Below are 23,453 nucleotides of genomic sequence, written 5' to 3'. Positions count from 1 at the left end.
AAAATATTTATCACGAAAAGGAGATATAAGCATGGGAATAAATGAAATTATTATATACATAATGGTTATTTTTATGGTTCTAGGTGCAATAGATAAGTGCATAGGAAACAAATATGGTTTAGGAGAGCAATTTGAAGAGGGATTTATGGCTATGGGTTCATTAACTATAGCCATGGTGGGCGTAGTTTGTTTGGCACCAGTACTTGCCAGTGTATTAAAACCAGTAATACTCCCAATTTACACAGCCTTAGGTGCAGATCCATCTATGTTTGCTACTACTTTACTTGCTTGTGATATGGGAGGATACCCTCTTGCAAAAGAACTTGCACAAACAGCAGAGGCAGCTAGTTTTTCAGGTGTAATTATAGGATCTATGATGGGACCAACTATTGTATTTACTATACCCGTTGCTCTTGGAATAATTAGAAAAGAAGATCATAAGTTCTTAGCAACAGGTGTTCTTGCAGGAATAATAACAATTCCTATAGGAGCATTTATAGGAGGAATTGTAGCTGGATTTGGAGTAATAATGGTTCTTAAAAATCTTGTTCCAATAATAATAGTCGCAGCTCTTCTAGCTATAGGCTTATGGAAAATACCTGAAAAAATGATAAAAGGCTTTAGTGTTTTTGGAAAAGGAGTAGTTGTGGTTATAACAATAGGTCTTGCAGCTATAATAATAGAAACTTTAACAGGATTGGTTGTTATTCCGGGTATGGCACCATTATCAGATGGTATCGCTATAGTAGGTTCTATTGCAATAGTTCTTGCAGGAGCCTTCCCAATGGTTTTTGTTATAACAAAAGTATTTAAAAAACCCCTTATGAAGATGGGGTCACTACTAGGTATGAATGATATTTCAGCAGCAGGTATGGTGGCAAGTCTTGCAAATAATATACCAATGTTTGGAATGATGAAGGATATGGATGATAGAGGTAAGATAATTAACGTTGCTTTTGCAGTTAGTGCGTCCTTTGTATTTGGAGATCATTTAGGTTTTGTTGCAGGAGTAGAAAAAGGAATGATATTCCCCATGATAGTTGCAAAATTAATTGGTGGAATCACAGCAGTTACACTTGCTTGCTTTATACTTAAAAGAAATAAAAAAGACAAGGCTATTCAAGCAATATAACAATGAATGGAGGAATTAAATTGGAAAATATAGATTCAAAACTAATTGAAGACATGGTGAGAAAAATAATAACTGAAAGTTTATCTAAGGATAAATGCGGATTTGAAAAGCAAGTAGATCCTAGTGGTATAATGTCAATAAAATTAGACACTGTAAAAATGGGTAAATTTGATACAGGTAAAGAGGGAGACGATGTACTTTTAACTGATGTTGTAACATTAGAAGAGAGCCCAAGACTTGGATGTGGTCTTATGGAGATGAAAGAGACAAGCTTTGATTGGACATTAAATTATGATGAAATAGATTACGTTATTGAGGGAACTTTAGAAGTAATCATTGATGGAAGAAAAGTTGTAGCCAATAAAGGGGAAATAATCTTAATTCCTAAGAATTCAAAAATCCAATTTAGTGTTCCAAACTATGCAAAGTTTATGTTTGTAACATATCCTGCTAATTGGGCGGATTTGAAGTAGATTTATTTTTCTGTGAAATTAGAAAAAGAAGCGGATTGCCGCTTCTTTTTTGCTTTATATTAATAATTAAGGCATAAACTCTAAAAATATGATGGGATAAATCTATTAAATAATAATCTATACAGCAATTAATACCCCTATTAAAAAATATAATCTCATTTTTAAACATAATTAAAATAAATATATAATATTAGGAGGAATTTACCAAAATATCTAGAATATATGTAATATATACTATTTTATATTATAAGGGGAGCGTTTTAGATGGAATTAAGTAAACTTGAAAATCAGATAGTGATGGATATTTATGATGCTGATATGTCGCCAGGAATGTCTTTTGAAATTCAAAATTACAAATTAAATGAGCAAGATCCAAAAGACAAGAAACAAGAATTTGCTTATTATTTAGGAAAATTAAAAAAATTAGGTTTTATAAAATATGAAGAAAAAGAAGCATTTCTAAAAGGTGGAAAAATTAGCGCTAAATATGATAATAGTGTAAGAGTGGTTCGTGAAGATAAAATACACATAGATTATGAGGGAATAAAATTGGTAGAAGGGGATAAAAGAAAACTATAATAAGATTGAAAAAAGAATTCTAGTAATAGGGTTCTTCTTTTGTTATAAACATATTGACCAAAAGTGTATGTTTATGGTTTAGGGGCATATGCCCTTTTCATTTTAAGCTGTTTATGATATATTATTGGTATAAAAATTTTATTTATCATTTATTCTCCGAGTCATATTTCCTAAGGGATGCTATGGAATTATGACCGTTAGGGTTAAATTGAAAACGATTTAGCCTTCCATTTGAAAAGGGGGATGCTTAATTATCATTCTCTTTTATATACAAAAATATAAAGGAGGATTTTTTTATGTCAATATTAAAAAGTAAAGGTCGTTTCAAGGATTTATTAGTAATATCACTTTGTGTTGTTATGGTTTTTACTATAACTGCATGTTCAAAAAAAGAGAGGTCTATGGTACTTGCAACCACAACAAGCACTCAGGATTCAGGACTTTTGGATTATTTGCTGCCATTATTTAAAGAAGACACAGGTATTACAGTTAAGGTACTCGCTAAAGGAACAGGAGAAGCTTTAGAAGTTGCAAAGCGTGGAGATGCGGATACATTGCTTGTACATGCAACGTCTCAAGAACTTCAATTTGTTAAAGATGGATTTGCCACAGAAAGGCTTGAAGTGATGTATAATGACTTTGTATTAGTAGGACCAAAAGATGATCCTGCAAAACTTAAAGAGAAAGCTCCAAGTGATGCACTTGCTGCATTAAAATTAATTAGTAGCAGTAAAGCAAACTTTATATCTAGAGGGGATAAATCAGGTACTAATAGGAAAGAACTTGCTATATGGAAGTCTGCAGGAATAACACCTACTGGAAAATGGTATATATCAGCAGGAAAAGGAATGGGAGCGGTACTTACAATGGCATCTGAGAAAAAAGCTTATACATTGACAGACAGAGCTACATATTTAAATATGAAGTCTACATTAGATTTGGATATTGTTACTGAAAAGGGAAAGGATTTATTAAATCAGTATGCTTTATTAAGAATGGATGATAGTAAGAACAAAATTAAAGTAAAAGAAGAAAACGAATTTATCGATTGGATGTTTTCTGATAAAGGACAAAAGCTTATAGGTGAATATGGCATGCCTTTATTTGTACCTAATGCAAATTAGGACTAATGCGAAAAAATAGGTGATTTTATGAGTTATTATGGAGAAGTTGCACATATAGTTTTTTTATCTTTGTTTGTTTCAATTACTGCAACATTAATAGCATCAATGGCAGGGACGTTACTTGCAATACCTCTTGCCTTAAAAGATTTTAGGATAAAAAAATATATTGTAAGATTATCTGAAACTTCTATGATTATTCCGCCAGTACTAATGGGACTAGTGGTTTATCTAGTGCTTTCAAGGAAGGGACCACTAGGCCATTTTGAACTGTTATACACTCCTACGGCAATGATTATAGCTCAAGGTCTTCTAGTATTTCCAATAGTATTCGGACTTACTGTGTCCGCAATAGGAGGTCGTGGAAGGGCAATTTCTGAGGCCATTACTATAGGAATTATATTACTGTTTGTTGCATTTATGGTCAATTTTATTTTGCATGGACTTAGTAAGATAGATGAAAAATAGGTGATAGCGTATGAATATTAAATTGATAGATGTATGTAAAGAGTATAATGGAAAAGAAGTATTAAATATAGATGAGTTAAATTTTAAAGAAGGCTATGTCTATGCATTGCTTGGTTTAAATGGTAGTGAAAAGACTACACTTTTGCAATGTGTTTCAGGTCTTGAGGATTTTATAAGGGGAACTGTATTATATGACAATAAAGCATTTGGCGAATTTGTGAAAAGTGACATATCAGTTATGCTTCAAAGTCCATATTTATTCAATTCTTCAGTAATTGATAATATAATAATGGGACTTAAATTCAGAAAATTCGATAAAGAAGCAATTGAGGAAAGAATAAGTTTATACGTGAACTGCTTTGAAATAGATGACTTGCTTAATAAAAATACTAGAGAGTTATCGGGTGGGGAACAGGCAAAGGTGTCACTCCTTAGAACAGCAATTTTGGAAACGAAGATGACTTTTTTGGATGAACCAACAGCCAGTATGGACATTGAAAGTACTTTAAGAGCCGAAAAACTTATAAAAGCTATGGCTAAAGGCAAGAGAAGTGTTATTTTAGTTACTCATGACTTTTTGCAAGCAGAGAGAGTAGCTGATTTTGTTATATTTTTAGATAAGGGAAGGATTATTGAACAAGGAGAAAAAAATAAGGTTCTTAAGTTTCCTGAGCATAAGTTGTTAAGACAAATTTTAAAAAGGGGCGATGAACATGATAAAAACAGCAATATTGACCATGAGTGATAATGGCTTTCGAGGAGAAAGAATAGATGGTACGGGTCCTGCAATTAGAAGTGAATTAGAAGGCAAGGGATTTATTATAAGTTATTATAAAATGATTCCTGATGAAATTCGAGAAATAGAAAGAGAACTTATCTATTTATGTGATGAGCTTAAGGTGGACTTAATTTTAACTAATGGAGGGACAGGGTTTTCACAAAGGGATGTTACTCCAGAAGCTACTAAAAATGTAATTGAAAAATATGTGCCTGGTATTGGCGAGGCTATGAGAATGAAATCACTCCAAATTACACCAAAGGCAGTGCTCTCAAGAAGTATTGCAGGAATTCGCGGGAAGACTTTAATTATTAATCTTCCTGGTAGCCCAAAAGCTGCTGTAGAAAATTTGGGGTTTGTATTACCTGCAATTCCACATGGAATTGATATATTGAAAGGAGAGGCTAGCGAGTGCGCTACCAAGTAGCGAGCGCTACCAAATAGTAAGTGCTACCAAAATAGCAAGTGTGCGACTAAATAGTCGGTGCTACAACTAAATTAACATACTAAAACTTAAGCACTAGGGGGAATGACAATGGAACTTTTTAATGTGGTATCTGTAAAGGAAGCTAAAGGAATAATAGATAGTTCATTTACTCACACACTTGGATGTGAAAAAATTAATATTCTGCAAAGTGCTTCTAGAATTAGTTTTAGTGATATAAAAGCAGAATGTAATATACCAGAATTCAAAAGGTCAACAGTAGATGGTTATGCAGTGAGTTCAAGAGATGTGAACGGAGCTAGTGAATCAATGCCTTCCATGCTTGAATTAAAAGGGGAGGTTTTAATGGGAAAGGTACCACCCTCAGATATAGCTTTGGGTGAGTGTATGTATGTGCCAACAGGAGGAATGCTTCCTGGATCCGCAGATGGTGCTGTTATGATTGAGTACACCCATGAAATGGATGCGGACAGCCATGAAATGGATGCGGACAGCCATGAAATGGATGCGGACAGCCATGAAATGGATGCGGATAGCCATGAAATGGATGCGGATACAATACTAATTTATTCACCCGTAGCCATGGGAGAGAATGTAATACAGGTTGGTGAGGATATAAGTGCTGGGGATATTGTTATAAAAAAAGGGGATAAGTTAAGACCCTATGAGATAGGTGTCCTTGCAAGTATCGGAATTTCTGAGGTAACAGTTTATAAAAGACCTAGGGTTGCCATTATTTCAACTGGAGATGAAGTAGTGCCTTGTGAAGCAAAACCATCCATAGGTCAGGTAAGAGACATAAATACACATCTGATTTGGTCCTTGCTTCTTGAGGATGGAATGCAGCCAGTAAGTTATGGAATTATTAAAGATGAATATAATGATTTAAAGAATACAGTTGATAGAGCTTTTAATGAATGTGATATGGTATTGATTTCAGGAGGAAGCTCCGTAGGTAAGAAGGACCAGACCTTAAAGGTTATATCGTCCTACGACGATGGAGAGATTTTGGTACATGGTATAGCAGTAAAACCTGGAAAACCAACTATAATAGGAAAACATAGTGAGAAAATAATATTTGGACTGCCAGGACATCCACTTGCATGCTCCATTGTATATAAGGTACTTGTTAAAGAATATTTATATGGATTAACATCTCAAAGCGAAAAAATATATGGAACGAATGCAGTAATGAGTATAAATTACCATAGTGCTAAAGGGAGAGAGGAATATTTACCTGTAGAGCTTGAAACAATGGGAAATGTGGTGGTTGCAAAACCTGTGTTTGGTAAATCTGGGTTAATATCAGTATTTTCAAAGGCATGGGGATATGTTGTTATAGACAAAAATGTAGAAGGTTTAAAGGAAGGTCAAATAGTTCAAGTTTACAAACTATAAAATTATAGGATTAACTATAGGGACAAAGGGAGATGAGAGTATTGGCTCAAGAAGTTTTTTTATCTAATATGGATTTAAAAGAGGCAATTGATTTATATTTTAATAAATTACTTCCTATAAAGAGTGAAGTGGAAAAGGTAGTTACTTGGGATGCTGCAGGAAGAGTTTCATATTTACCAATTTTTGCGAAAATATCATCACCTTTTTATAATAGTTCAGCTATGGATGGGATTGCAACCATAAGTACAAAAACCTATGGAGCAACAGATAGAAATCATATTAAACTCCTAGAAGGAATTGATTATTTAGTAGTAGATACTGGAGATCCTATACCTAAAGAATATGATTGCGTAATTATGGTAGAGGATTTGATAAATGTAGAAAGTGGAAAAGTAGCTATTTATAAGAGTGCTACTCCTTGGCAGCATATTAGAACAATTGGAGAAGATATTGTTCAAACACAACTTATTATTCCATCAAAGCATTTAATTAGGCCAGTTGATATAGCATCTATTATAGCTGGAGGGGTAAATGAAATTTTGGTGTATAAAAGACCAGTAGTTGGAATAATACCAACTGGAACTGAGATGGTGGAGCCAGGGAAAGAATTAGTGGTTGGGGATATAATTGAGTTTAATTCAAGAGTATTTTCTGCGCAGGTTAAGCAGTGGGGAGGAATACCTCTAAGATTTGATATAGTAATAGATGATTATTCCCTAATTAAAGATGCTGTAAAAAGTGCAGTAGACAAATGTGATATTATACTTATAAGTGCAGGTTCTTCGGCTGGCAGGGAGGATTTTACATGTAAGGTAATAGAAGAACTTGGCGAAGTTTATGTACATGGAGTAGCTATAAAGCCTGGTAAGCCTGTTATTCTTGGTTGTATCGAAGGTAAACCTGTTATTGGTATACCGGGATTTCCTGTATCCGCTTATTTCGTAATGGAAAACATATGTAAAAACATAGTCCGTACTTATCAAGGACTGAATAATGAAGAGGGAAAAACTATTGAGGCTACACTTACTAGGCGTACTATGTCTACACTAAAATATTTAGAGTTTGTTAGAGTTAAGATTGGTTTCGTTTCTGGAAAATATATTGCTACACCTATAGGCCGCGGTGCCGGAACAACAATGTCCTTAGTTAGGGCAGATGGGGTACTAGAAATTCCACAAAACATAGAAGGCTATGAAGTGGGAACAAAGGTGAATGTTAAGCTTCTAAGAAGCCAGGAGGAAATTGAAAATACTCTTGTATGCATTGGGAGTCATGATCCAATAGTAGATATAGTTTCAAATCTTTTTCATATAAAGAACAACAATTATTTTCTTTCATCTGCTCATGTTGGAAGCATGGGAGGTATAATGGCATTGAAAGGTTCTGAAACCCATATAGCGCCTATTCATTTACTGGATATGGAGGATGGCAGCTATAATATATCTTATCTTAAAAAATATTTAGGGTATAAACCTATGGCATTAATTAAAGGTGTTAAAAGAATTCAGGGAATCATAGTTCCTAAAGGAAACCCAATGGATATTAAATCACTTAGGGATATAGCTATAAAGGGTAGAAAATTTGTTAATAGGCAAAGAGGTTCGGGTACAAGGTTATTTTTAGATTATAACCTAAAGAAATTTGATATTAATCCAAAAGATATATATGGCTATGAAAGAGAGGAATTCACTCATATTTCTGTTGCAGCTGTAGTTGCTTCAGGAGATGTTGATTGTGGACTTGGAGTTTATTCTGCAGCAAAACTCATGGACCTTGATTTTATACCGCTTGGAAATGAGGAATATGATTTTGCGGTGCCTGCTGAGTTTCTAAATATGGATATGGTACGCAAATTTGTAAAAGTAATTAGATGCGATGAGTTTAAAAGAGAACTCGATAACCTTGGTGGCTATGATTATTCCGAAATTGGGGAAATAATTGAAATTTAGGAGGGTATTTTATGAAAGATAGTTATGGAAGAAACATCAATTATTTAAGAATATCAGTAACTGATAGATGTAATTTAAGATGTATATATTGTATGCCGGAAGAGGGCATTAAAAGTTTAAGCCATGATGATATTCTGCGTTTTGAAGATACACTAAAAATTGTAAAGGCAGCTACCACACTAGGTATTAATAAAATAAGATATACTGGTGGAGAACCTCTTGTTATGAAAAATATAGACAAACTAATATATGAAACTTCCAAACTACCAGGAATAGATGATATTTCTATAACTACAAATGGTGTTTTACTATCAGATATGGCAGAGGATTTAAAAAAAGCAGGACTTAATAGGGTTAATATTAGCCTTGATACCCTTGATAGTGATAAATATAAACGTATAACAAGGATAGGAAGTTTAGATAAAGTAATGGTAAGCATAGATAAGTGTTTAACCCTTGGGATAAAACCTGTAAAAATAAATACGGTATTAATGAGAGGTATTAATGATACAGAGTTTGTAGACTTTTTAAACTTCATTCGTGAAGTACCAGTAGAAATAAGGTTTATAGAGCTTATGCCTATAGGTGAAGGTATTAAGATGTATGAAAAAAGTAAGTTAAGCTTTATGGAGTTATTAGAACTTCATCCTGAGTTAACTCAAATAAAGACGCCTAAAAGTAGCACCGCGGAGTTGTACAAGCTAGAAGGGGCAAAAGGAAAGATTGGTTTCATTAGTCCTGTAAGCTGTAAATTCTGCCTAGATTGTAATAAAATAAGGCTTACTTCAACAGGAACAATAAAACCATGTCTTCATTCAAAGGAAGAAATAAATCTTAGAGAATATCTAAATAACGAAGAGATGCTTACAGCCTCAATAAAATCAGCAATTTTTAATAAACCAGCTGAACATCATCTCCAGGAGGAAAGTGCTAGTAGGAGTATTAAGGGAATGTCTCAAATAGGCGGTTGATAAATAAAAAAGGAGATATATAATGGAACTTACTCATATAAATGACGAAGGAAGAGCTAAAATGGTGGATGTATCTGAAAAACTTGATACTGTTCGAACAGCTGTAGCAGTTGGATCAATTTCTATGAAAAGAGAAACTCTTGAAAGAATAAAAGAAGGATCTATTTCAAAAGGAGACGTACTAGCGGTAGCACAGGTGGGTGGAATTATGGGTGCAAAAGGCACTTCTCAAATAATACCAATGTGTCATGCTATAATGATATCGGGTTGCGATATTAGCTTTAATATTGACTTTGAAAACAATAAAATTAAAATAACCGCCACAACGAAGACAGTAGGAAAAACAGGTATCGAAATGGAAGCACTAACTGCAGTATCTGTTGCAGCACTAACTATATATGATATGTGCAAGGCAATTGATAGGGGAATGGTTATAAATAATATTATGCTCCTTAAAAAAAGCGGGGGAAAATCAGGAATATATGAAAGGAAGGGATTGTAATGGCAAAGGTAACTGCTGTAAATATAAGTGAGAAGAAAGGGGTAATAAAACACCCTATAGAGAGTGGATACTTTAAAATAGATCATGGAATTGTTGGAGATGCACATGCAGGAAATTGGCATAGACAGGTGAGCTTTCTCGGAGAAGAGAGTATTGATAAAATGAGAGCTTCTGGTGTAGAAGGATTATGTTCTGGAAAGTTTGCGGAGAATCTTACCACAGAGGGAATAGTTTTATATGAGCTTCCTGTGGGGACTAAACTTAAAATTGGAAAAGTAGTTTTAGAGGTAACTCAGATAGGAAAGGAATGCCATAAGGGCTGTGAAATCATGAAACTAGTTGGCGATTGTATAATGCCAAGAGAAGGTATATTTGCCAAAGTACTAGAAGAGGGGTATATCAAAGCTGGAGATGAAATTGTAGTGGAGGATTAAGGTATGGATGAATACATTGAAGCGTCACACATTAGATGTAAGATAATGGGATTATTGCCTGGGAATTTATTTAGCACCAAGGTGTTAGAAGGCATGGAATTACAGAAAAACCTAGACAAAAACAGTGAACTTATATTGACTGCAGCCACATTTATTAATCATTTATATGATTTTGTAAGAGGCTCTGAGTTTTTTGCACTACTGTGTGACGGTGAAGGATGCATTTTAAACGTAGTTGGAGATGAAAAAATACTATACGAGGCTTCTAAACTAAAAATGGTTACTGGTGCATATATGGATGAAGCTCATATTGGGACTAATGCAATGAGTCTTGTAATAACCGAAAGAAGGCCTTCTCAGGTGTCTGGTGAGGAACATTTTATTCATGTATATCATAAATGGACATGTTCTGCTGCTCCAATTAATGATGAGTTTGGTAATATAATTGGAATTATTAACTTAACTGGGTTTATAGAAAACGTTAATCCTCATACCTTAGGCATGGTAGTAGCTGCCGCCAATGCTATTGAAAGAATGCTTGAAAATAACAAATATAATTTGATGATTGAGCTTTGTAAAAAACGTCTAGAAACCACATTTGATTCCATTACTTCAGGAATTTTGACTTGTGATTTATTAGGGAATATTACAACAATGAATATGCAAGTTGCTAATATGTTTGGTTATAATGCAGGGGAAATGAAACATATGAAAATACCTGATTTAATTTATAACTTTAATGAAATAGTACAGCGGCTTAAGTCTAAGGAAACTTTTATGGATGAGGATATATATGTAAATACACCAGCAAATAAACTACAATTTACACTTACAGCATATCCTATTTATAGCCTGAATATGAAGATTGAAGAAATAACACTTGTATTTTATGAGATAAAAAAGAGTAGGAAGCTGGCAGGGAGAATTTTAAGCGGACAAGCAATCTATACTTTTGATAAAATAATAGGGGTAAATGAAAACTTTAATAAGCTTGTTCGATATGCAAAAAAGATAGCAGATAGTAAATCTACCATATTAATTACAGGCGAAAGTGGAACAGGGAAGGAAGTTTTTGCTCAAGCTATTCACAATTGCAGTAATCGATGTGAAGAGCCTTTTATAGCCGTAAACTGTGGGGCCATTCCAAGAACACTTATAGAATCTGAGCTTTTTGGGTATGAAGGGGGAGCATTTACTGGTGCAAAAAAAGCAGGTAATATAGGAAAGTTTGAAATTGCTGAGGGTGGCACGATTTTTCTTGATGAAATAGGAGAGATGCCTACTGATTTGCAAATCAGATTACTAAGAGTAATTGAGGAAGGTGTAATAAATAGAATAGGAAGTTCAAAACAAATAAATAGTGATGTAAGGGTCATGGCGGCTTCAAATAAGGATTTGAAACATGAGGTGGAGATAGGGAATTTTAGAAAAGATCTTTATTATAGACTAAATGTTCTTCCCCTATACTTACCACCCCTAAGAGAACGTAGGGATGATATTGCAGAACTCGTGAATTATTATATGAGTAAAACTTCTAAGAGACTTAATAAGCATAGTGTTGATATTTCAGAAGAATATATGGGTTATCTAAAAAATTATGATTGGCCTGGTAATATACGGGAATTGGAAAACGTAATTGAGCGCATTGTTAATTCTGAGGTAATTCAGATGAATTTATATAATGAAATAGTTGAAGAAGAGAGATCGATAGACTTGTATGTAGGGAATACCTTGGAACAAATGGAAAAACATCATATAAGTGAAGTCATCAAAGAAGTTAAAGGTAATATGACCTTAGCTGCAAAAATATTAGATATTGCAAGAAGTTCGTTATACAGAAAAGTTGAAAAATATAATATTGATTATCAAAAGATAGAAGGATAATTAATATGAAACGTTATTTTTCAATAAAACAACTGTTTGATTATGGTATAATTAAACAATTACAGACTGTCCTAAAATAAAACACTGTCCTAAAATCAATCGGTGTAAAACCGACGATGTGTTTTAAATTGGGACAGTCATTATTTTAAAAAAAATTAATTTATTTTATATGACTTAAATAACCCTAGAATGAACATTTTTAATAAATCTTATTTAGTTTTAACTTGGCATCAACCTTGCTCTGCATATATACATGTAGAATAAAATATGCGGAGGAGGGGTATTTATGTATGGTTATAATGGTAAAATATTAAGAGTAAATTTAAAAGAAAAGACTATTAAAGTTGAGGCGCTTGATTTAGAACAGGCTAAGAAATTTATTGGTGGTAGAGGACTTGGAACAAAGATATTTATGGATGAAGTAGATCCTATGGTCAATCCATTAAGCCCTGAAAATAAACTTATAATTGTTACAGGACCATTAACAGGTACACCGGTTCCAACTGGTGGAAGATATATGGTAGTTACAAAATCACCACAATCAGGTACAATCGCTTGTTCAAATTCAGGTGGCTTTTGGGGAGCTGAATTTAAAGCTTCCGGCTATGATGTAATTATTCTTGAAGATAAAGCCGATTCACCAGTTTATTTAACAATAATTGATGATAAAGTAGAAATAAAGGATGCTAGTAGTCTTTGGGGAAAGCTTGTCACAGAAACTACTGATTTAATAAAGAAGGAAATGCCAGATAAATCAAAAGTAATGACTATTGGACCTGCCGGTGAAAGATTATCTAAAATGGCTTCCATTATGAATGAGTATGACAGAGCAGCAGGTCGTTCTGGAGTTGGAGCTGTTATGGGTTCAAAGAATTTGAAAGCTATAGCGGTTAAGGGAAGTTCAAAACCACAAATAGCGGATCCAGAAAAATTAAAAGAGGTTTCAAAAGTTTGGATGAAGTCTATAAAAGATAATGGAGTTACAGGAGCAGGTCTTCCAACTTATGGTACTGCAGTTCTTGTAAATATACTTAATGAAAATGGTGTACACCCAACTAACAATTTTCAAAAATCCTATTTTGAGAAAGCCGATGACATTAGCGGTGAGACAATGACTAAAGATTACTTAGTAAGAAAAAATCCTTGTTTTAGATGCCCAATTGCTTGTGGTAGATTTGTAAAAATAGAGGATATGGGGTTAGAAGTTGGAGGCCCAGAATATGAAACACTATGGTCTTTTGGTTCAGATTGTGGAATAGCTGATATGAATGCAATTAACAAGGCGAACTATTGGTGTAATGAATATGGTATGGATACAATTTCTGTGGGAGCAACTATTGCAGCTGGAATGGAACTTTATCAAAAGGGGTACATTAAAGATGTGGAACTTGAAGGAACTCCATTAGAATTTGGTAATGTACAAGGAATGATTGATTGGACAATAAAAATTGGGAAATCAGAGGGACTTGGAGCAAAAATGGCTCAAGGTTCATATAGACTTTGTGATTTTTATGGTGCAGCCCAGCTTTCAATGACAGTTAAAAAACTTGAAATACCTGCTTATGACCCAAGAGGTATAATGGGTCAGGGGCTTTCATATGCTACTTCAAACAGAGGTGGGTGTCATGTAAGAGGATACATGATTTCCCCAGAAATATTAGGACTTCCACAAAAATTAGATAGATTTGCACTTGAGGGAAAAGCTACTTGGACTAAAATTTTCCAAGACTTAACCGCAGTTATAGATTCTCTTGGATTATGTTTATTTACTTCCTTTGCTATGGGGGCTCCAGATTATGCTGCACTATATAATGCAGTATGTGGAACAGAGCACACAGCAGCATCTATACTTGAAGCAGGAGATAGAATTTATAATATTGAAAGACAATTTAATTTAGCAGCTGGAATAGATGCATCTCAAGATACACTTCCAAAACGATTACTTGAAGAGCCAATTACAGAAGGACCTTCTAAGGGGAACGTTCACAGACTTTCAGAACTTCTTCCAGAATATTATATGGAGCGAGGCTGGGATGAAAAAGGTAATCCAACAAAAGAAAAATTAAAAGCATTGGGATTATAGTTTGTAGTTTTTAGAATTAAGGTAAATATTATCTAAGTTTTAAGTGGGAGGTGAAATTGTGAAAATTACAGTGAAATTGTTTGCTACATTTAGAGATGGGAGAGAGAAAATTCAATTTTTGGATGTTGAACAAGGTAAAACTACAGAAGATGTTATTACTATTTTAGGAATAGAAAAATCTGAGGTCGCAATATTACTCCTAAATGGACGTGATGAACAATTTGACAGGCCTCTTGTAGAAGGAGATTTAATAGCACTTTTCCCACCGGTTGGGGGAGGATAATAGCTGAACTTAATAAACCCTATGATTATAATTATTTACTCATAGGGTTTTGTTTTATGGAGGAAACAATTGGAGTTTATAGAAAAAAAACTAGAGATGCGAGGAATGAAAAGAATAGAAATAGTAAATTATTTTATTAGCATTGGCGGAGAAATTATAAGCGATGAGAACTTTATTGGAAATTGGTGGGAAGTAGACATAGCTAAGGAAAAAACAATTACACTTGGCTCGCTTAAGATACCAGCTACAATAGTTGTTTTGAGTTGTAGAGAAGACCTCCTAGATGGAATGATAGCTGATTTTCGGTTAAGATTCTTATCTGCCGGGGGATAAAAAAGTAGATGAGACATTAAAGGAATCAGTTTGTTTTTAACTGATTCCCTTAATGTTTTAATTATTTATGGACGTGATCATTAATTACTGGGTCAGCTAAATTATTAACCTCTTTTTTCGCATTTGAGCAACCTGTTAAGGTTATAATTAATGCGATTATAATACTTATTGGTTTTTTCACTTTTCATTCATCTCCTTATTGCTAGTTGTGTCGCAGGAATTATTATATTCAACAAGCGAAGTAATTGTTGGCTTTATACCACATAAGGTGCAGTTTGTAGACCTATTAATACTAATAGTATCAAAATCAGAATCTAATGCATCATAGTAGATTACCCTATTACATAAGGTGTCGCCTATGTCTAAGAGGAGCTTTACAACTTCAGTTGCTTGAAGAAATCCCATGACACCAGGTACCGGACCTAAAACACCTGCTTCAGAGCAACTAGTGCCAGGCTTTTGATTAGGAATTAGAGGGAATGCACAGCGATAACATGGACCCTTATTTGGAAGTATTGTCATAATTAATCCATGAAATCTTACAGCTGCTGCATCTACCAAGGGCCTATTAGCAAAAAAGCATGAGTCATTTAGAAGATATCGAGTTGGAAAATTATCAACTGCATCTATGATAACATCATAATCTTTAATTATATCTAATGCATTGTGGATGTTGAGGCTAGTGTTATAAGATACTACCTTCACATCTGGATTTAAGTCCCTTATGAAAACTTCTGCTGATTGCACCTTTGGCATGCCAATTCTAGAAGTGCAGTGGAGTATTTGGCGGTTAAGGTTACTTATTTCTACACTATCATAGTCAACAACACCAATGGTTCCTACACCTAGGCAGGATAGGGCATAAGCTACAGGAGAACCAAGTCCACCAGTACCTACAATTAAGACCTTACTATCTAATAACTTTTTAGTGTTATCATTGTTTTTTGAATTCTTAGGCACATTATTATTATTATTATTATTATTATTATTATTATTATTATTATTATAGGAAATATTTTTAGTGAAATCAGTTATTGATAAATCAAAGGTTTTATTATCTGATTTATGAAATTCCATAGATAAAAGGTCAAAGTATAATGCTTTATCTAATAGGGTTCCCAAATTTAAAGATAGTTTTACACACTCTACCGTAGTGAGTGCGGAAAGTAGGCAATTAGAAAGAACATTACTCTCTTTTTTATAGGAATTGTTTTGCTTTAAATTCGAATCTAAGGGTATAGGCCTTACAAGTAACTCATTAAAATCCTCCACATTACTAAAAGTTTGAAGATAGCCCCTCCAACCATTGTTAATAGTTAGAATAGTAGGAATGAAGATAGATAAGTGGTGGCTACAAGAAAAACTTATCAGATTATCTTGCAGGTCCACATATTTACTAATCAATATTCTAATTACAAAACTCTCACTAGAAACAGAGTCACTGTATACTACTGATACTTTATTATCAGCAAGCTCTATAATCACATCACAGTTTAGGTCTTTTATGTTTTTAAATAATTTTTCATATCCCAGGGAATCTTTAAAGTAACAAGAGATATAACCTATTCCAGAGGCTGCAAGATAATATATAAGAGAAGAGGCCTCTTGTACCGTAGATGCATATAAATAAATTTTAGACTCAGTTAATTTCTTTTGCCCTTTGCCACTAATTTCAGGGATAATTATATGTCTTAAATATCTATTTATTTGTTCTTTTGATAAAATCATTAAAATGCCCCCTTCATAAAAAAAGCACTATAGTTTGTAAATTATAATCATTGCCTTGATAAATAATCTTTTATTGCATTATGTAATGCATCAGCTGCTATATTTGAGCAAAGCAATTTTTCTATAGGTAATCCCCCCAAAGCTTCTGAGACATCTTTATTTTGTATATTTAAAGCATCCTCCAAGGTTGTATTAATTGCCAATACTGTAACCATAATACTTGCTGCAATTGCAGCGCCACAGCCAAAAGTCTTGAATTTAATATCCACCAATAGGTTGTTTATAACTTTTATATATATCTTTATTGTATCGCCATCTACTGTGTTACCTGTCTCGCCTATGCTATCTGAATCAAGCATTTCCCCAGCATTTCTTGGATCAGAAAAATGATCCATAACTATATCGTTATACATAGGTTACACCTCCCAAAATGGGTAAAGAAATATTTATGTAAAACGTCTACATATATTACTATCAATACCTTAAGTATATTATAATGCTTTTACATAATAGGTTCAATATGGTGTTACGTTTTTCAGTTCCCATAGTAACAGGATTTGGACAATACTTAACTTACATAGTAATTTTGAAATTGAGCTGAATTTTGAGGAAATTATTTTGACTATAATTTGGTAAAGGTGCTTTAAATAAAAATTAAATATGTTATAATATAAAAGGCAACTTAATATGTGGAGAGATGTCCGAGTGGCCGAAGGTACCTGCCTCGAAAACAGGCGAAGGGGTTATTCTCTTCCGAGAGTTCAAATCTCTCTCTCTCCGCCAATATCAAGGGCTCTAGCAGAAATGTTAGGGCTTATTTGTTTGGGTTTTTTGTTGAAAATAAGGTTTGTGGCACCCTTTTGACGACAAAATAGGAAAGACTAAACGAAAATGGATGAGAATTATCTTTGATGTTATCAAACGTAAACTACCAGTTTATGCTATGACCCCATGGCTACCAAGAATACTACAAAGTGGGAGTCCATATTTAAAGAGCTGATGATGACGGCGGATATGTTTCCGCGGACTGGACACGTGGAGTATGTGGTGAGGATAGAAAGGAGATCGAGCACCTCTGAATGTTTACTATAAAGTCGGAATATGTAGAAAAACATAAATAATAATCATAATTTGACTATAAACGACCTATTTCGATGTAATAGTATTTGACAAGTTAGCAATACAGCTGTAATATAATAATTGAAGATTTAGAACCACAAGAAAAAATTAGAAAGTTTTCTATAAAGATTATTAAATATATGGTTTGATTGGAAAGAAAGAGAAATCTTAGCTTTTTAATAAACTAGTACTTTGCGTATTTATACGCTTTGGGCTAGTTTTTTGTTTTTTGTAAATTTAATTATAAAATTGTATCAGAATTTAACGTAAAGAAAGGAAGGTAATGCTATGAACAGTATATTAACTACCTGTCCTTATTGTGGAACAGGATGTACTTTTTTCTTGAATGTAGAAGGTGAAAAAATTATTAGTGTAACTCCGAATGATCTAAATGCAGTAAACGAAGGAAAACTTTGTTCAAAAGGACATTTTGGTTTTGATTTCGTACAGCATAAAGAGCGTCTGACTAATCCTTTGATCAGAAAAGAAGGTAAGCTCGTTGAGGTTACCTGGGAAGAAACAATTCGTTTTGTTGCCTCTAAGATGAAAAAAACTATAAAGAAGTGTGGTGCTGACAGCATTGCAGGTTTTAGTTCTGCACGGTGCACTAATGAAGAAAACTATCTTATGCAAAAATTAATGCGCGCAGTGATTGGTACTAATAATGTTGATCATTGTGCCCGCCTTTGACATGCGCCTACCGTGTCTGGTCTAGGCACATCATTTGGTAATGGAGCTATGTCAAACTCAATCAATGAGATTGACGAAAGGGGATCTAAAGATGCTATTTTTGCAATTGGTACAAACACCACAGAATGCCATCCTATAATTGGTGTTAAAATGTTGAAAGCCAAAGCGCGTGGTACCAAATTGGTGGTGGCTGATCCCCGTGAAATTGATCTGGCACGGCATGCTGATGTTTGGTTGCGACTTAAACCAGGCACGGATGTAGCACTTTTGAATGGGCTGCTACATGTTATATTAACAGAAGGGTTGGCTGATGAAGAATTTATTACTGAAAGAACCGAAAATTTTGAAGATTTCAAGTCAGTTGTGATGAAATTTACCCCGGAATATACAGCTGCCATAACGGAGGTCTCAGTGGAAAAGATACGGCAAGGAGCAAGAATTATTGCTAAGGCTGAAAATACCGCTTTATACTATACTATGGGTATTACGCAGCATACTACGGGTGTTGATAATGTACTATCTGTAGCCAATCTTGCGATGCTTACTGGTAATATGGGTAAGTCTAAAGCTAGTGTTAACCCTCTGCGTGGGCAGAATAATGTACAAGGATCATGTGATATGGGGGCTCCACCCGATGTTTACCCAGGTTATCAAAAGGTAACTGATCCTGCTGTGAAAATGAAGTTTGAGAAAGCATGGAATACACAGTTAAGCGATAAAGTTGGGCTTACTATTCCATCTGTCTTGGATGCAATCGAAAAAGATAAGGTAAAAATATTGTATGTATTTGGTGAAAATCCAATGCGTAGTGATCCTGATATAAATCATGTCAAACACTGTTTAGAGCATGTGGATTGTTTGATTGTTCAAGATATCTTCTTGACTGAAACAGCTGAAATTGCTGACGTTGTTCTCACAGGTGTAACGTATGCCGAAAAAGACGGAACTTTTAGTAGCACTGAGCGTAGAGTGCAGCGTATTCGTAAGGCTATAGAACCAAAAGGTAATAGTCTTCCAGATTGGCAAATATTGCGAGATATTATAAGCGCAATGGGTTTTCCAGCGGATTATGCTTCTCATGAAGAAGTATTTGATGAAATGAGAGTTTTGACACCAAGTTATGCTGGTATTAGTTATAAACGGTTGGAGAATGGTGGAATTCAATGGCCATGTCCCAATGAGAGTCATCCTGGTACACCTATTTTGCATGTTGATAAGTTTATTCGCGGTTTAGGTAAGTTTTCTGCGGTGGAGTATCGAGAACCTGCGGAACTTCCTGATGAAGAATATCCACTGATTCTGACTACCGGGCGTGTTGTTTCTCACTATCATACAGGAACTATGACGAGACGTTGCTGGGGACTTAATGGTGCACATCCGGAAGAATCTCTGGAAATTAACCCTAAGGATGCAAGAAAACTTAATATTGCAGAGGGTGAGGAAATTCGTGTAACAACACGGCGGGGTTCATTAATTACAAAAGCACAAGTAACAACCAGAGTTCCAAAAGGGCTAACATTTATTACTTTCCATTTCACAGAGAGCCCAGGTAATATTTTGACTAATAGCGCGTCTGATTCTATAACACAAACACCTGAACTTAAAGTTTGTTCGGTAAAAGTAGAAAAAGTAAATTAAAAGGAGGCGCTTGCTTTGACAGTCAAGAGTGAAGGTTTTATTAATATTGATAAAGAGTTATGTACAGGATGTAGGCGATGTGCGAGTATTTGCCCTGTAGATGCCATAGAAGGCGAAAAAGGACAACCCCAAGTAATTAATGCTGAACGTTGTGTTTTGTGTGGTCAGTGTATACAAATTTGCAGTGCTTATGCATCTGCATTTGATGAGGAGATTGCTCACCGGGAGCAAAAGATGCAAGAACGTAATATGCTCTCTTCCGTTAAAGAACCATTATTTGCATCCTACTATACAGGCCATGCCTTAGTAGTAAAAGAGGCCTTAGCGAATCTGGATCTCTTTACCATGGTGCAGTGTGCACCGGCAGTTAGAGTAGCAATTGCTGAAGAATTTGGCATGCCGCTTGGAAGTTTAACACCAGGTAAAATGGCAGCTGCACTAAGAAAATTAGGTTTTAATAGAATTTATGACACGAATTTTGCTGCGGATCTTACTATTATAGAGGAAAGTAATGAACTTAACCAAATACACACCAAGGAGGTATTAAGATTGAATACATTCGTTGTTGCAAATCCTAATAAATGTATTGGTTGTAAGGCTTGTGAAATTGCGTGTGCGGTTGCACATTTAGATAGTAGTGTGGCTACTGCCGGGGTTATAAATGCTCCGTTTTTGCCTCGCATCAATCTGATACGGGCAGAACGTGTTACTATGCCGATACAATGCCGACAATGTGATGATGCACCCTGTGCAAATGCGTGTCCAGTAGCAGCAATTGTTCATCAAGATAATAGAATTGTTGTAAAACCAGAGTTATGTATCGGATGTAAGATATGTATGCTTGCTTGTCCGTTCGGTGCTATGGATATGGTTCCACAGTGCCAAAATGGCGAGGAACAAGTGCAGAGCAGCCTAAGTGTTATTAACCAAGAAGGCAAGCAGAGTAAAGAAGTTATGGTGGCACATAAATGTGATTTATGTGCAGGAAGACCTGGAGGCCCAGCATGTGTAGAGGTCTGCCCGGGGGATGCCTTTATCATAGTTAAACCTAAAGTTATAAGTGATAGTATCAAAAATAAGCGCCGAGCCAGTGCTTTAGGGATTATCAGAAAATAAAAATAAGTAATATGAAAATATATTACAATAGAGAGAGTAAAGTTTAATTGAATTTATTGAGTGAGGCGTATAATGGATAAATTTAAAACCGCAATAATACTTGCTGGTGGAAATAGCTCAAGAATGGGTTTTGATAAACAATTTCTAAATATAAATAAAAAAAGATTGATGGATAATCAAATTAATAAATTACGTCAAGAGTATAGTGAAATTATTGTGGTTTCAAACAAATTAAATCAATACAAAAATGTGAGTTATAAGGTTGTTTGTGACGAAATAATAGGGATTGGACCATTAGGTGGAATTCATGCAGGTCTTAAAAATAGTTCAAGTGAGTATGCTTATCTTATTGCGTGTGATATGCCTATTATTAATAACGACTATATAAGGTTTATGAAAGAGAAAGTAAATAATAATGCTTACGCATGTGCTTGTATTACGAAAAGAGGAGATAGAATAGAGCCTTTTAATGGTATCTATTCTACGTCTCTCATAGATAAAATTGAAGAAAATATTGCTAAAAAACATTATTCAATATTTACCTTACTTAATAATATAAATACTATTTATATTGAAGAAAACGAAGCTAAAAAATTTAATAGAAATTTAGATATGTTTATAAATTTAAACAATATTGAAGATTTAGCTATGTGCAAATACTCTTATCGAAGCTTTAATAAGGATTTTTAAAGACTGGGGTAAAAGGGTGGGGGTGCTAAAAATATATATTCTTAAAGCTGCATGCCGCTGGGTTACAGCTTTTTTATTTTTTTGAGGTACTGAATTATGTTTTTACAGACATTTTAATGCCTTCCTTCCATGATTTTTATCAGTATAAAGAAATATAATTCTAGATAATGTTAAATAAAGTGTTATAATTTAAAATACCAAAGTAAAAAAATAAAACAAAAAACTTCAAGTGATTTGTTTACAAAGGAAGTATATAATGGGAAAAATTATAAAAAAAAGATATCCAAAATATCTTAAAGAGTTTAAGTGTATAGCTGGAAAGTGTGAAGATAGCTGTTGTGTTGGATGGGATATTGATATTGATAAGATTACATTTAGACAGTATTATAAAGTTCAAGATAAAGAAATGAAGCGAATGTTTCAAAAAAATGTGCATAATAATGAAAATTATACAAGTAGTGATGTAGATTATGGGAAAGTTAAATTAACAAATAGAAAACGGTGTCCTTTTTTAGATGAAGAAAATTACTGTGTTATTTATTCTAAGCTTGGAGAAGAATATCTCTCAAATGTTTGTACATCTTTTCCTAGAATAATAAATAAAATAGATGGGATTTATGAAATGTCTCTTGATGTAGCTTGTCCTGAAGCTGCAAGAATTATTCTTCTAAAAGAAGAAGGTATTGAATTTGAAGATGGCGAAGAAGCTTTAGAAAAACACATAGTATTAAGTGATATTGATACCAAATCTAAAAAATTCAATAATTCACCTGTGAAATATTTTAAAGAAATCAGAGATTTGAGTATTAAAATAATAAAAAATAGAAAATTTGGTTTAAGCCAAAGACTTTATATATTAGGTGACTTTATAAATACATTAGAAAGTGAAATTAAACATAATTATAATAATGTATCTAGATTTATTACTAACTATGATATAAATTCAGTTAATAATGCTTATGAGACAAATCAGTCAAGTTATATTGCTGGGATGGCTTTTTCCAAAAGGATGATGGGATTCCTAAATGTATTCAAAGAAGTAGACAGTCCTTCTTTTGTGGAATATACTAAGCAAATTATAGTTGCATTCAAGTTTGAGGAATGCGAGGACATAAATAAACATTTTGAATTTTACATAAAAGCATTTGAAGATTATAATGAAAAATTTATAAATGATAATAGCTATATTTTTGAAAACTATTTAGTGAATTTTATTTATAATAATATGTTTCCATTTTCTGAAACAGAAGACATCTTTGATGGATATATTATGCTTCTAACAAGATATTCATTTATTAAATTTTATTTGGTTGGAAAATATATATATAGTAAACATGATCCTAAAGAAAATATAGTTGAATTTATTCAAGTTTTCTCGAAGGTCATAGGACATCATAAAACTTATACAGTTGATGTGCTAAATTATATAAAAGCAAATAAATTTGATAATATGGAATTTGCTAAAAAACTTTTGTTTGTTGGCTAATCATTTTTAATATAAACAAACATTAATATACTTGGATAGTTTAGTGAGAAATCAAATTCGTAATTTATATAGGAATAGTAAAGGGTTTTAGAAAATTATGGAGAATACATAAGAGAAAAGACACATACTTAATAACTGGTATAAGTAGCGATT

Annotated in this window: 21 protein-coding genes, 1 tRNA gene, 1 pseudogene and 1 riboswitch; of the genes and pseudogenes, 21 read left to right on the top strand and 2 right to left on the bottom strand. The window is 33.7% G+C overall.

What is annotated here, in order from left to right; all coding sequences use genetic code 11:
• The first annotated feature begins 31 nt into the window (after positions 1 to 31).
• From eutH to KPL51_RS14795, 16 genes are all read left to right on the top strand, one after another.
• Positions 32 to 1,132, top strand: a complete 1,101-nt coding sequence (gene eutH, locus KPL51_RS14870) for an ethanolamine utilization protein EutH (protein ID WP_216163127.1) — start codon at positions 32 to 34, stop codon at positions 1,130 to 1,132.
• Positions 1,133 to 1,152: 20 nt separating this feature from the next.
• Positions 1,153 to 1,605, top strand: coding sequence for a EutQ-related cupin domain-containing protein (locus KPL51_RS14865; protein WP_216163126.1), 453 nt, complete (start codon positions 1,153 to 1,155; stop codon positions 1,603 to 1,605).
• A gap of 264 nt (positions 1,606 to 1,869) precedes the next feature.
• The gene (locus KPL51_RS14860) at positions 1,870 to 2,184 is read left to right on the top strand and encodes a hypothetical protein (protein ID WP_216163125.1); all 315 of its coding nucleotides are present in this window, start codon (positions 1,870 to 1,872) and stop codon (positions 2,182 to 2,184) included.
• 142 nt (positions 2,185 to 2,326) lie between these two features.
• A riboswitch (molybdenum cofactor riboswitch) is annotated at positions 2,327 to 2,442 on the top strand.
• Positions 2,443 to 2,480: 38 nt separating this feature from the next.
• Positions 2,481 to 3,308 (top strand): ABC transporter substrate-binding protein, encoded by an 828-nt coding sequence (locus tag KPL51_RS14855; protein WP_216163124.1) that lies wholly within the window; start codon positions 2,481 to 2,483, stop codon positions 3,306 to 3,308.
• Between the two features lie 27 nt (positions 3,309 to 3,335).
• Positions 3,336 to 3,773 carry an ABC transporter permease gene (locus KPL51_RS14850; RefSeq protein WP_216163123.1) on the top strand — a complete coding sequence of 146 codons (438 nt, stop codon included), beginning with the start codon at positions 3,336 to 3,338 and terminating at the stop codon, positions 3,771 to 3,773.
• Positions 3,774 to 3,783: 10 nt separating this feature from the next.
• Positions 3,784 to 4,518, top strand: coding sequence for an ATP-binding cassette domain-containing protein (locus tag KPL51_RS14845; protein ID WP_216163122.1), 735 nt, complete (start codon positions 3,784 to 3,786; stop codon positions 4,516 to 4,518).
• Positions 4,487 to 4,978, top strand: coding sequence for a MogA/MoaB family molybdenum cofactor biosynthesis protein (locus tag KPL51_RS14840; protein WP_216163121.1), 492 nt, complete (start codon positions 4,487 to 4,489; stop codon positions 4,976 to 4,978). The genes KPL51_RS14845 and KPL51_RS14840 overlap by 32 nt, the downstream gene beginning before the upstream one ends.
• A 108-nt stretch (positions 4,979 to 5,086) precedes the next feature.
• Positions 5,087 to 6,394, top strand: a complete 1,308-nt coding sequence (locus KPL51_RS14835) for a molybdopterin molybdotransferase MoeA (RefSeq protein WP_216163120.1) — start codon at positions 5,087 to 5,089, stop codon at positions 6,392 to 6,394.
• A gap of 41 nt (positions 6,395 to 6,435) precedes the next feature.
• The gene (locus tag KPL51_RS14830) at positions 6,436 to 8,343 is read left to right on the top strand and encodes a molybdopterin biosynthesis protein (protein ID WP_216163119.1); all 1,908 of its coding nucleotides are present in this window, start codon (positions 6,436 to 6,438) and stop codon (positions 8,341 to 8,343) included.
• An 11-nt stretch (positions 8,344 to 8,354) separates the two neighbouring features.
• Positions 8,355 to 9,314, top strand: coding sequence for a GTP 3',8-cyclase MoaA (moaA, locus tag KPL51_RS14825; RefSeq protein WP_216163118.1), 960 nt, complete (start codon positions 8,355 to 8,357; stop codon positions 9,312 to 9,314).
• Between the two features lie 22 nt (positions 9,315 to 9,336).
• On the top strand, positions 9,337 to 9,816 hold the full coding sequence (moaC, locus tag KPL51_RS14820; protein WP_244998095.1) for a cyclic pyranopterin monophosphate synthase MoaC: 480 nt from the start codon (positions 9,337 to 9,339) through the stop codon (positions 9,814 to 9,816).
• A complete protein-coding gene (locus KPL51_RS14815) occupies positions 9,816 to 10,250 on the top strand; it encodes an MOSC domain-containing protein (RefSeq protein WP_216163116.1) in 435 nt (144 codons plus the stop codon). The genes moaC and KPL51_RS14815 overlap by 1 nt, the downstream gene beginning before the upstream one ends.
• Positions 10,251 to 10,253: 3 nt before the next feature.
• A complete protein-coding gene (locus KPL51_RS14810; protein ID WP_216163114.1) occupies positions 10,254 to 12,134 on the top strand; it encodes a sigma-54-dependent Fis family transcriptional regulator in 1,881 nt (626 codons plus the stop codon).
• Between the two features lie 286 nt (positions 12,135 to 12,420).
• On the top strand, positions 12,421 to 14,217 hold the full coding sequence (locus KPL51_RS14805) for an aldehyde ferredoxin oxidoreductase family protein (RefSeq protein ID WP_216163112.1): 1,797 nt from the start codon (positions 12,421 to 12,423) through the stop codon (positions 14,215 to 14,217).
• Positions 14,218 to 14,275: 58 nt separating this feature from the next.
• A complete protein-coding gene (locus tag KPL51_RS14800; protein WP_216163110.1) occupies positions 14,276 to 14,500 on the top strand; it encodes a MoaD/ThiS family protein in 225 nt (74 codons plus the stop codon).
• 69 nt (positions 14,501 to 14,569) lie between these two features.
• Complete coding sequence (locus KPL51_RS14795) at positions 14,570 to 14,833, top strand: MoaD-like domain-containing protein (protein WP_216163108.1); 264 nt, start codon at positions 14,570 to 14,572, stop codon at positions 14,831 to 14,833.
• Between the two features lie 177 nt (positions 14,834 to 15,010).
• Here KPL51_RS14795 and KPL51_RS14790 read toward each other — a convergent pair whose 3' ends face one another.
• Entirely contained in the window at positions 15,011 to 16,561 is a 1,551-nt protein-coding gene (locus KPL51_RS14790; protein ID WP_216163106.1) for a HesA/MoeB/ThiF family protein, read from the bottom strand.
• 47 nt (positions 16,562 to 16,608) lie between these two features.
• Complete coding sequence (locus KPL51_RS14785; protein WP_216163104.1) at positions 16,609 to 16,974, bottom strand: iron-sulfur cluster assembly scaffold protein; 366 nt, start codon at positions 16,972 to 16,974, stop codon at positions 16,609 to 16,611.
• Between the two features lie 278 nt (positions 16,975 to 17,252).
• Between KPL51_RS14785 and KPL51_RS14780 the strand changes: the two genes are divergently transcribed.
• From KPL51_RS14780 to fliB, 5 genes and pseudogenes are all read left to right on the top strand, one after another.
• Positions 17,253 to 17,344 (top strand) — tRNA-Ser (locus KPL51_RS14780).
• 624 nt (positions 17,345 to 17,968) lie between these two features.
• Positions 17,969 to 20,005: pseudogene (gene fdhF, locus KPL51_RS14775) on the top strand (formate dehydrogenase subunit alpha); the annotation flags it as partial.
• Between the two features lie 18 nt (positions 20,006 to 20,023).
• Entirely contained in the window at positions 20,024 to 21,124 is a 1,101-nt protein-coding gene (locus tag KPL51_RS23565; protein WP_224854301.1) for a 4Fe-4S binding protein, read from the top strand.
• Positions 21,125 to 21,196: 72 nt separating this feature from the next.
• Complete coding sequence (locus KPL51_RS14760) at positions 21,197 to 21,814, top strand: molybdenum cofactor guanylyltransferase (protein WP_216163100.1); 618 nt, start codon at positions 21,197 to 21,199, stop codon at positions 21,812 to 21,814.
• A 256-nt stretch (positions 21,815 to 22,070) separates the two neighbouring features.
• Positions 22,071 to 23,300, top strand: coding sequence for a flagellin lysine-N-methylase (gene fliB, locus KPL51_RS14755; RefSeq protein WP_216163098.1), 1,230 nt, complete (start codon positions 22,071 to 22,073; stop codon positions 23,298 to 23,300).
• The last annotated feature ends 153 nt before the right edge of the window (positions 23,301 to 23,453 follow it).

Origin of the sequence: Clostridium bowmanii, assembly GCF_018861315.1 — a bacterium.
Lineage (GTDB): Bacteria > Bacillota > Clostridia > Clostridiales > Clostridiaceae > Clostridium_AD > Clostridium_AD bowmanii.
Note: the sequence above shows the minus strand (reverse complement) of the source record. Positions and strands in the feature narration are given on the sequence as shown.

Excerpts from the sequence above, each read along its gene's own strand:
- KPL51_RS14810 (WP_216163114.1), top strand. The coding sequence starts at position 10,254 with ATGGATGAATACATTGAAGCGTCACACATTAGATGTAAGATAATGGGA.
- KPL51_RS14860 (WP_216163125.1), top strand. The coding sequence starts at position 1,870 with ATGGAATTAAGTAAACTTGAAAATCAGATAGTGATGGATATTTATGAT.
- KPL51_RS14855 (WP_216163124.1), top strand. The coding sequence starts at position 2,481 with ATGTCAATATTAAAAAGTAAAGGTCGTTTCAAGGATTTATTAGTAATA.
- KPL51_RS14805 (WP_216163112.1), top strand. The coding sequence starts at position 12,421 with ATGTATGGTTATAATGGTAAAATATTAAGAGTAAATTTAAAAGAAAAG.
- KPL51_RS14835 (WP_216163120.1), top strand. The coding sequence starts at position 5,087 with ATGGAACTTTTTAATGTGGTATCTGTAAAGGAAGCTAAAGGAATAATA.
- KPL51_RS14760 (WP_216163100.1), top strand. The coding sequence starts at position 21,197 with ATGGATAAATTTAAAACCGCAATAATACTTGCTGGTGGAAATAGCTCA.
- KPL51_RS14785 (WP_216163104.1), bottom strand. The coding sequence starts at position 16,974 with ATGTATAACGATATAGTTATGGATCATTTTTCTGATCCAAGAAATGCT.
- KPL51_RS14840 (WP_216163121.1), top strand. The coding sequence starts at position 4,487 with ATGATAAAAACAGCAATATTGACCATGAGTGATAATGGCTTTCGAGGA.
- KPL51_RS14815 (WP_216163116.1), top strand. The coding sequence starts at position 9,816 with ATGGCAAAGGTAACTGCTGTAAATATAAGTGAGAAGAAAGGGGTAATA.
- fliB (WP_216163098.1), top strand. The coding sequence starts at position 22,071 with ATGGGAAAAATTATAAAAAAAAGATATCCAAAATATCTTAAAGAGTTT.
- KPL51_RS14790 (WP_216163106.1), bottom strand. The coding sequence starts at position 16,561 with ATGATTTTATCAAAAGAACAAATAAATAGATATTTAAGACATATAATT.
- eutH (WP_216163127.1), top strand. The coding sequence starts at position 32 with ATGGGAATAAATGAAATTATTATATACATAATGGTTATTTTTATGGTT.
- moaA (WP_216163118.1), top strand. The coding sequence starts at position 8,355 with ATGAAAGATAGTTATGGAAGAAACATCAATTATTTAAGAATATCAGTA.
- KPL51_RS14845 (WP_216163122.1), top strand. The coding sequence starts at position 3,784 with ATGAATATTAAATTGATAGATGTATGTAAAGAGTATAATGGAAAAGAA.
- KPL51_RS14850 (WP_216163123.1), top strand. The coding sequence starts at position 3,336 with ATGAGTTATTATGGAGAAGTTGCACATATAGTTTTTTTATCTTTGTTT.
- moaC (WP_244998095.1), top strand. The coding sequence starts at position 9,337 with ATGGAACTTACTCATATAAATGACGAAGGAAGAGCTAAAATGGTGGAT.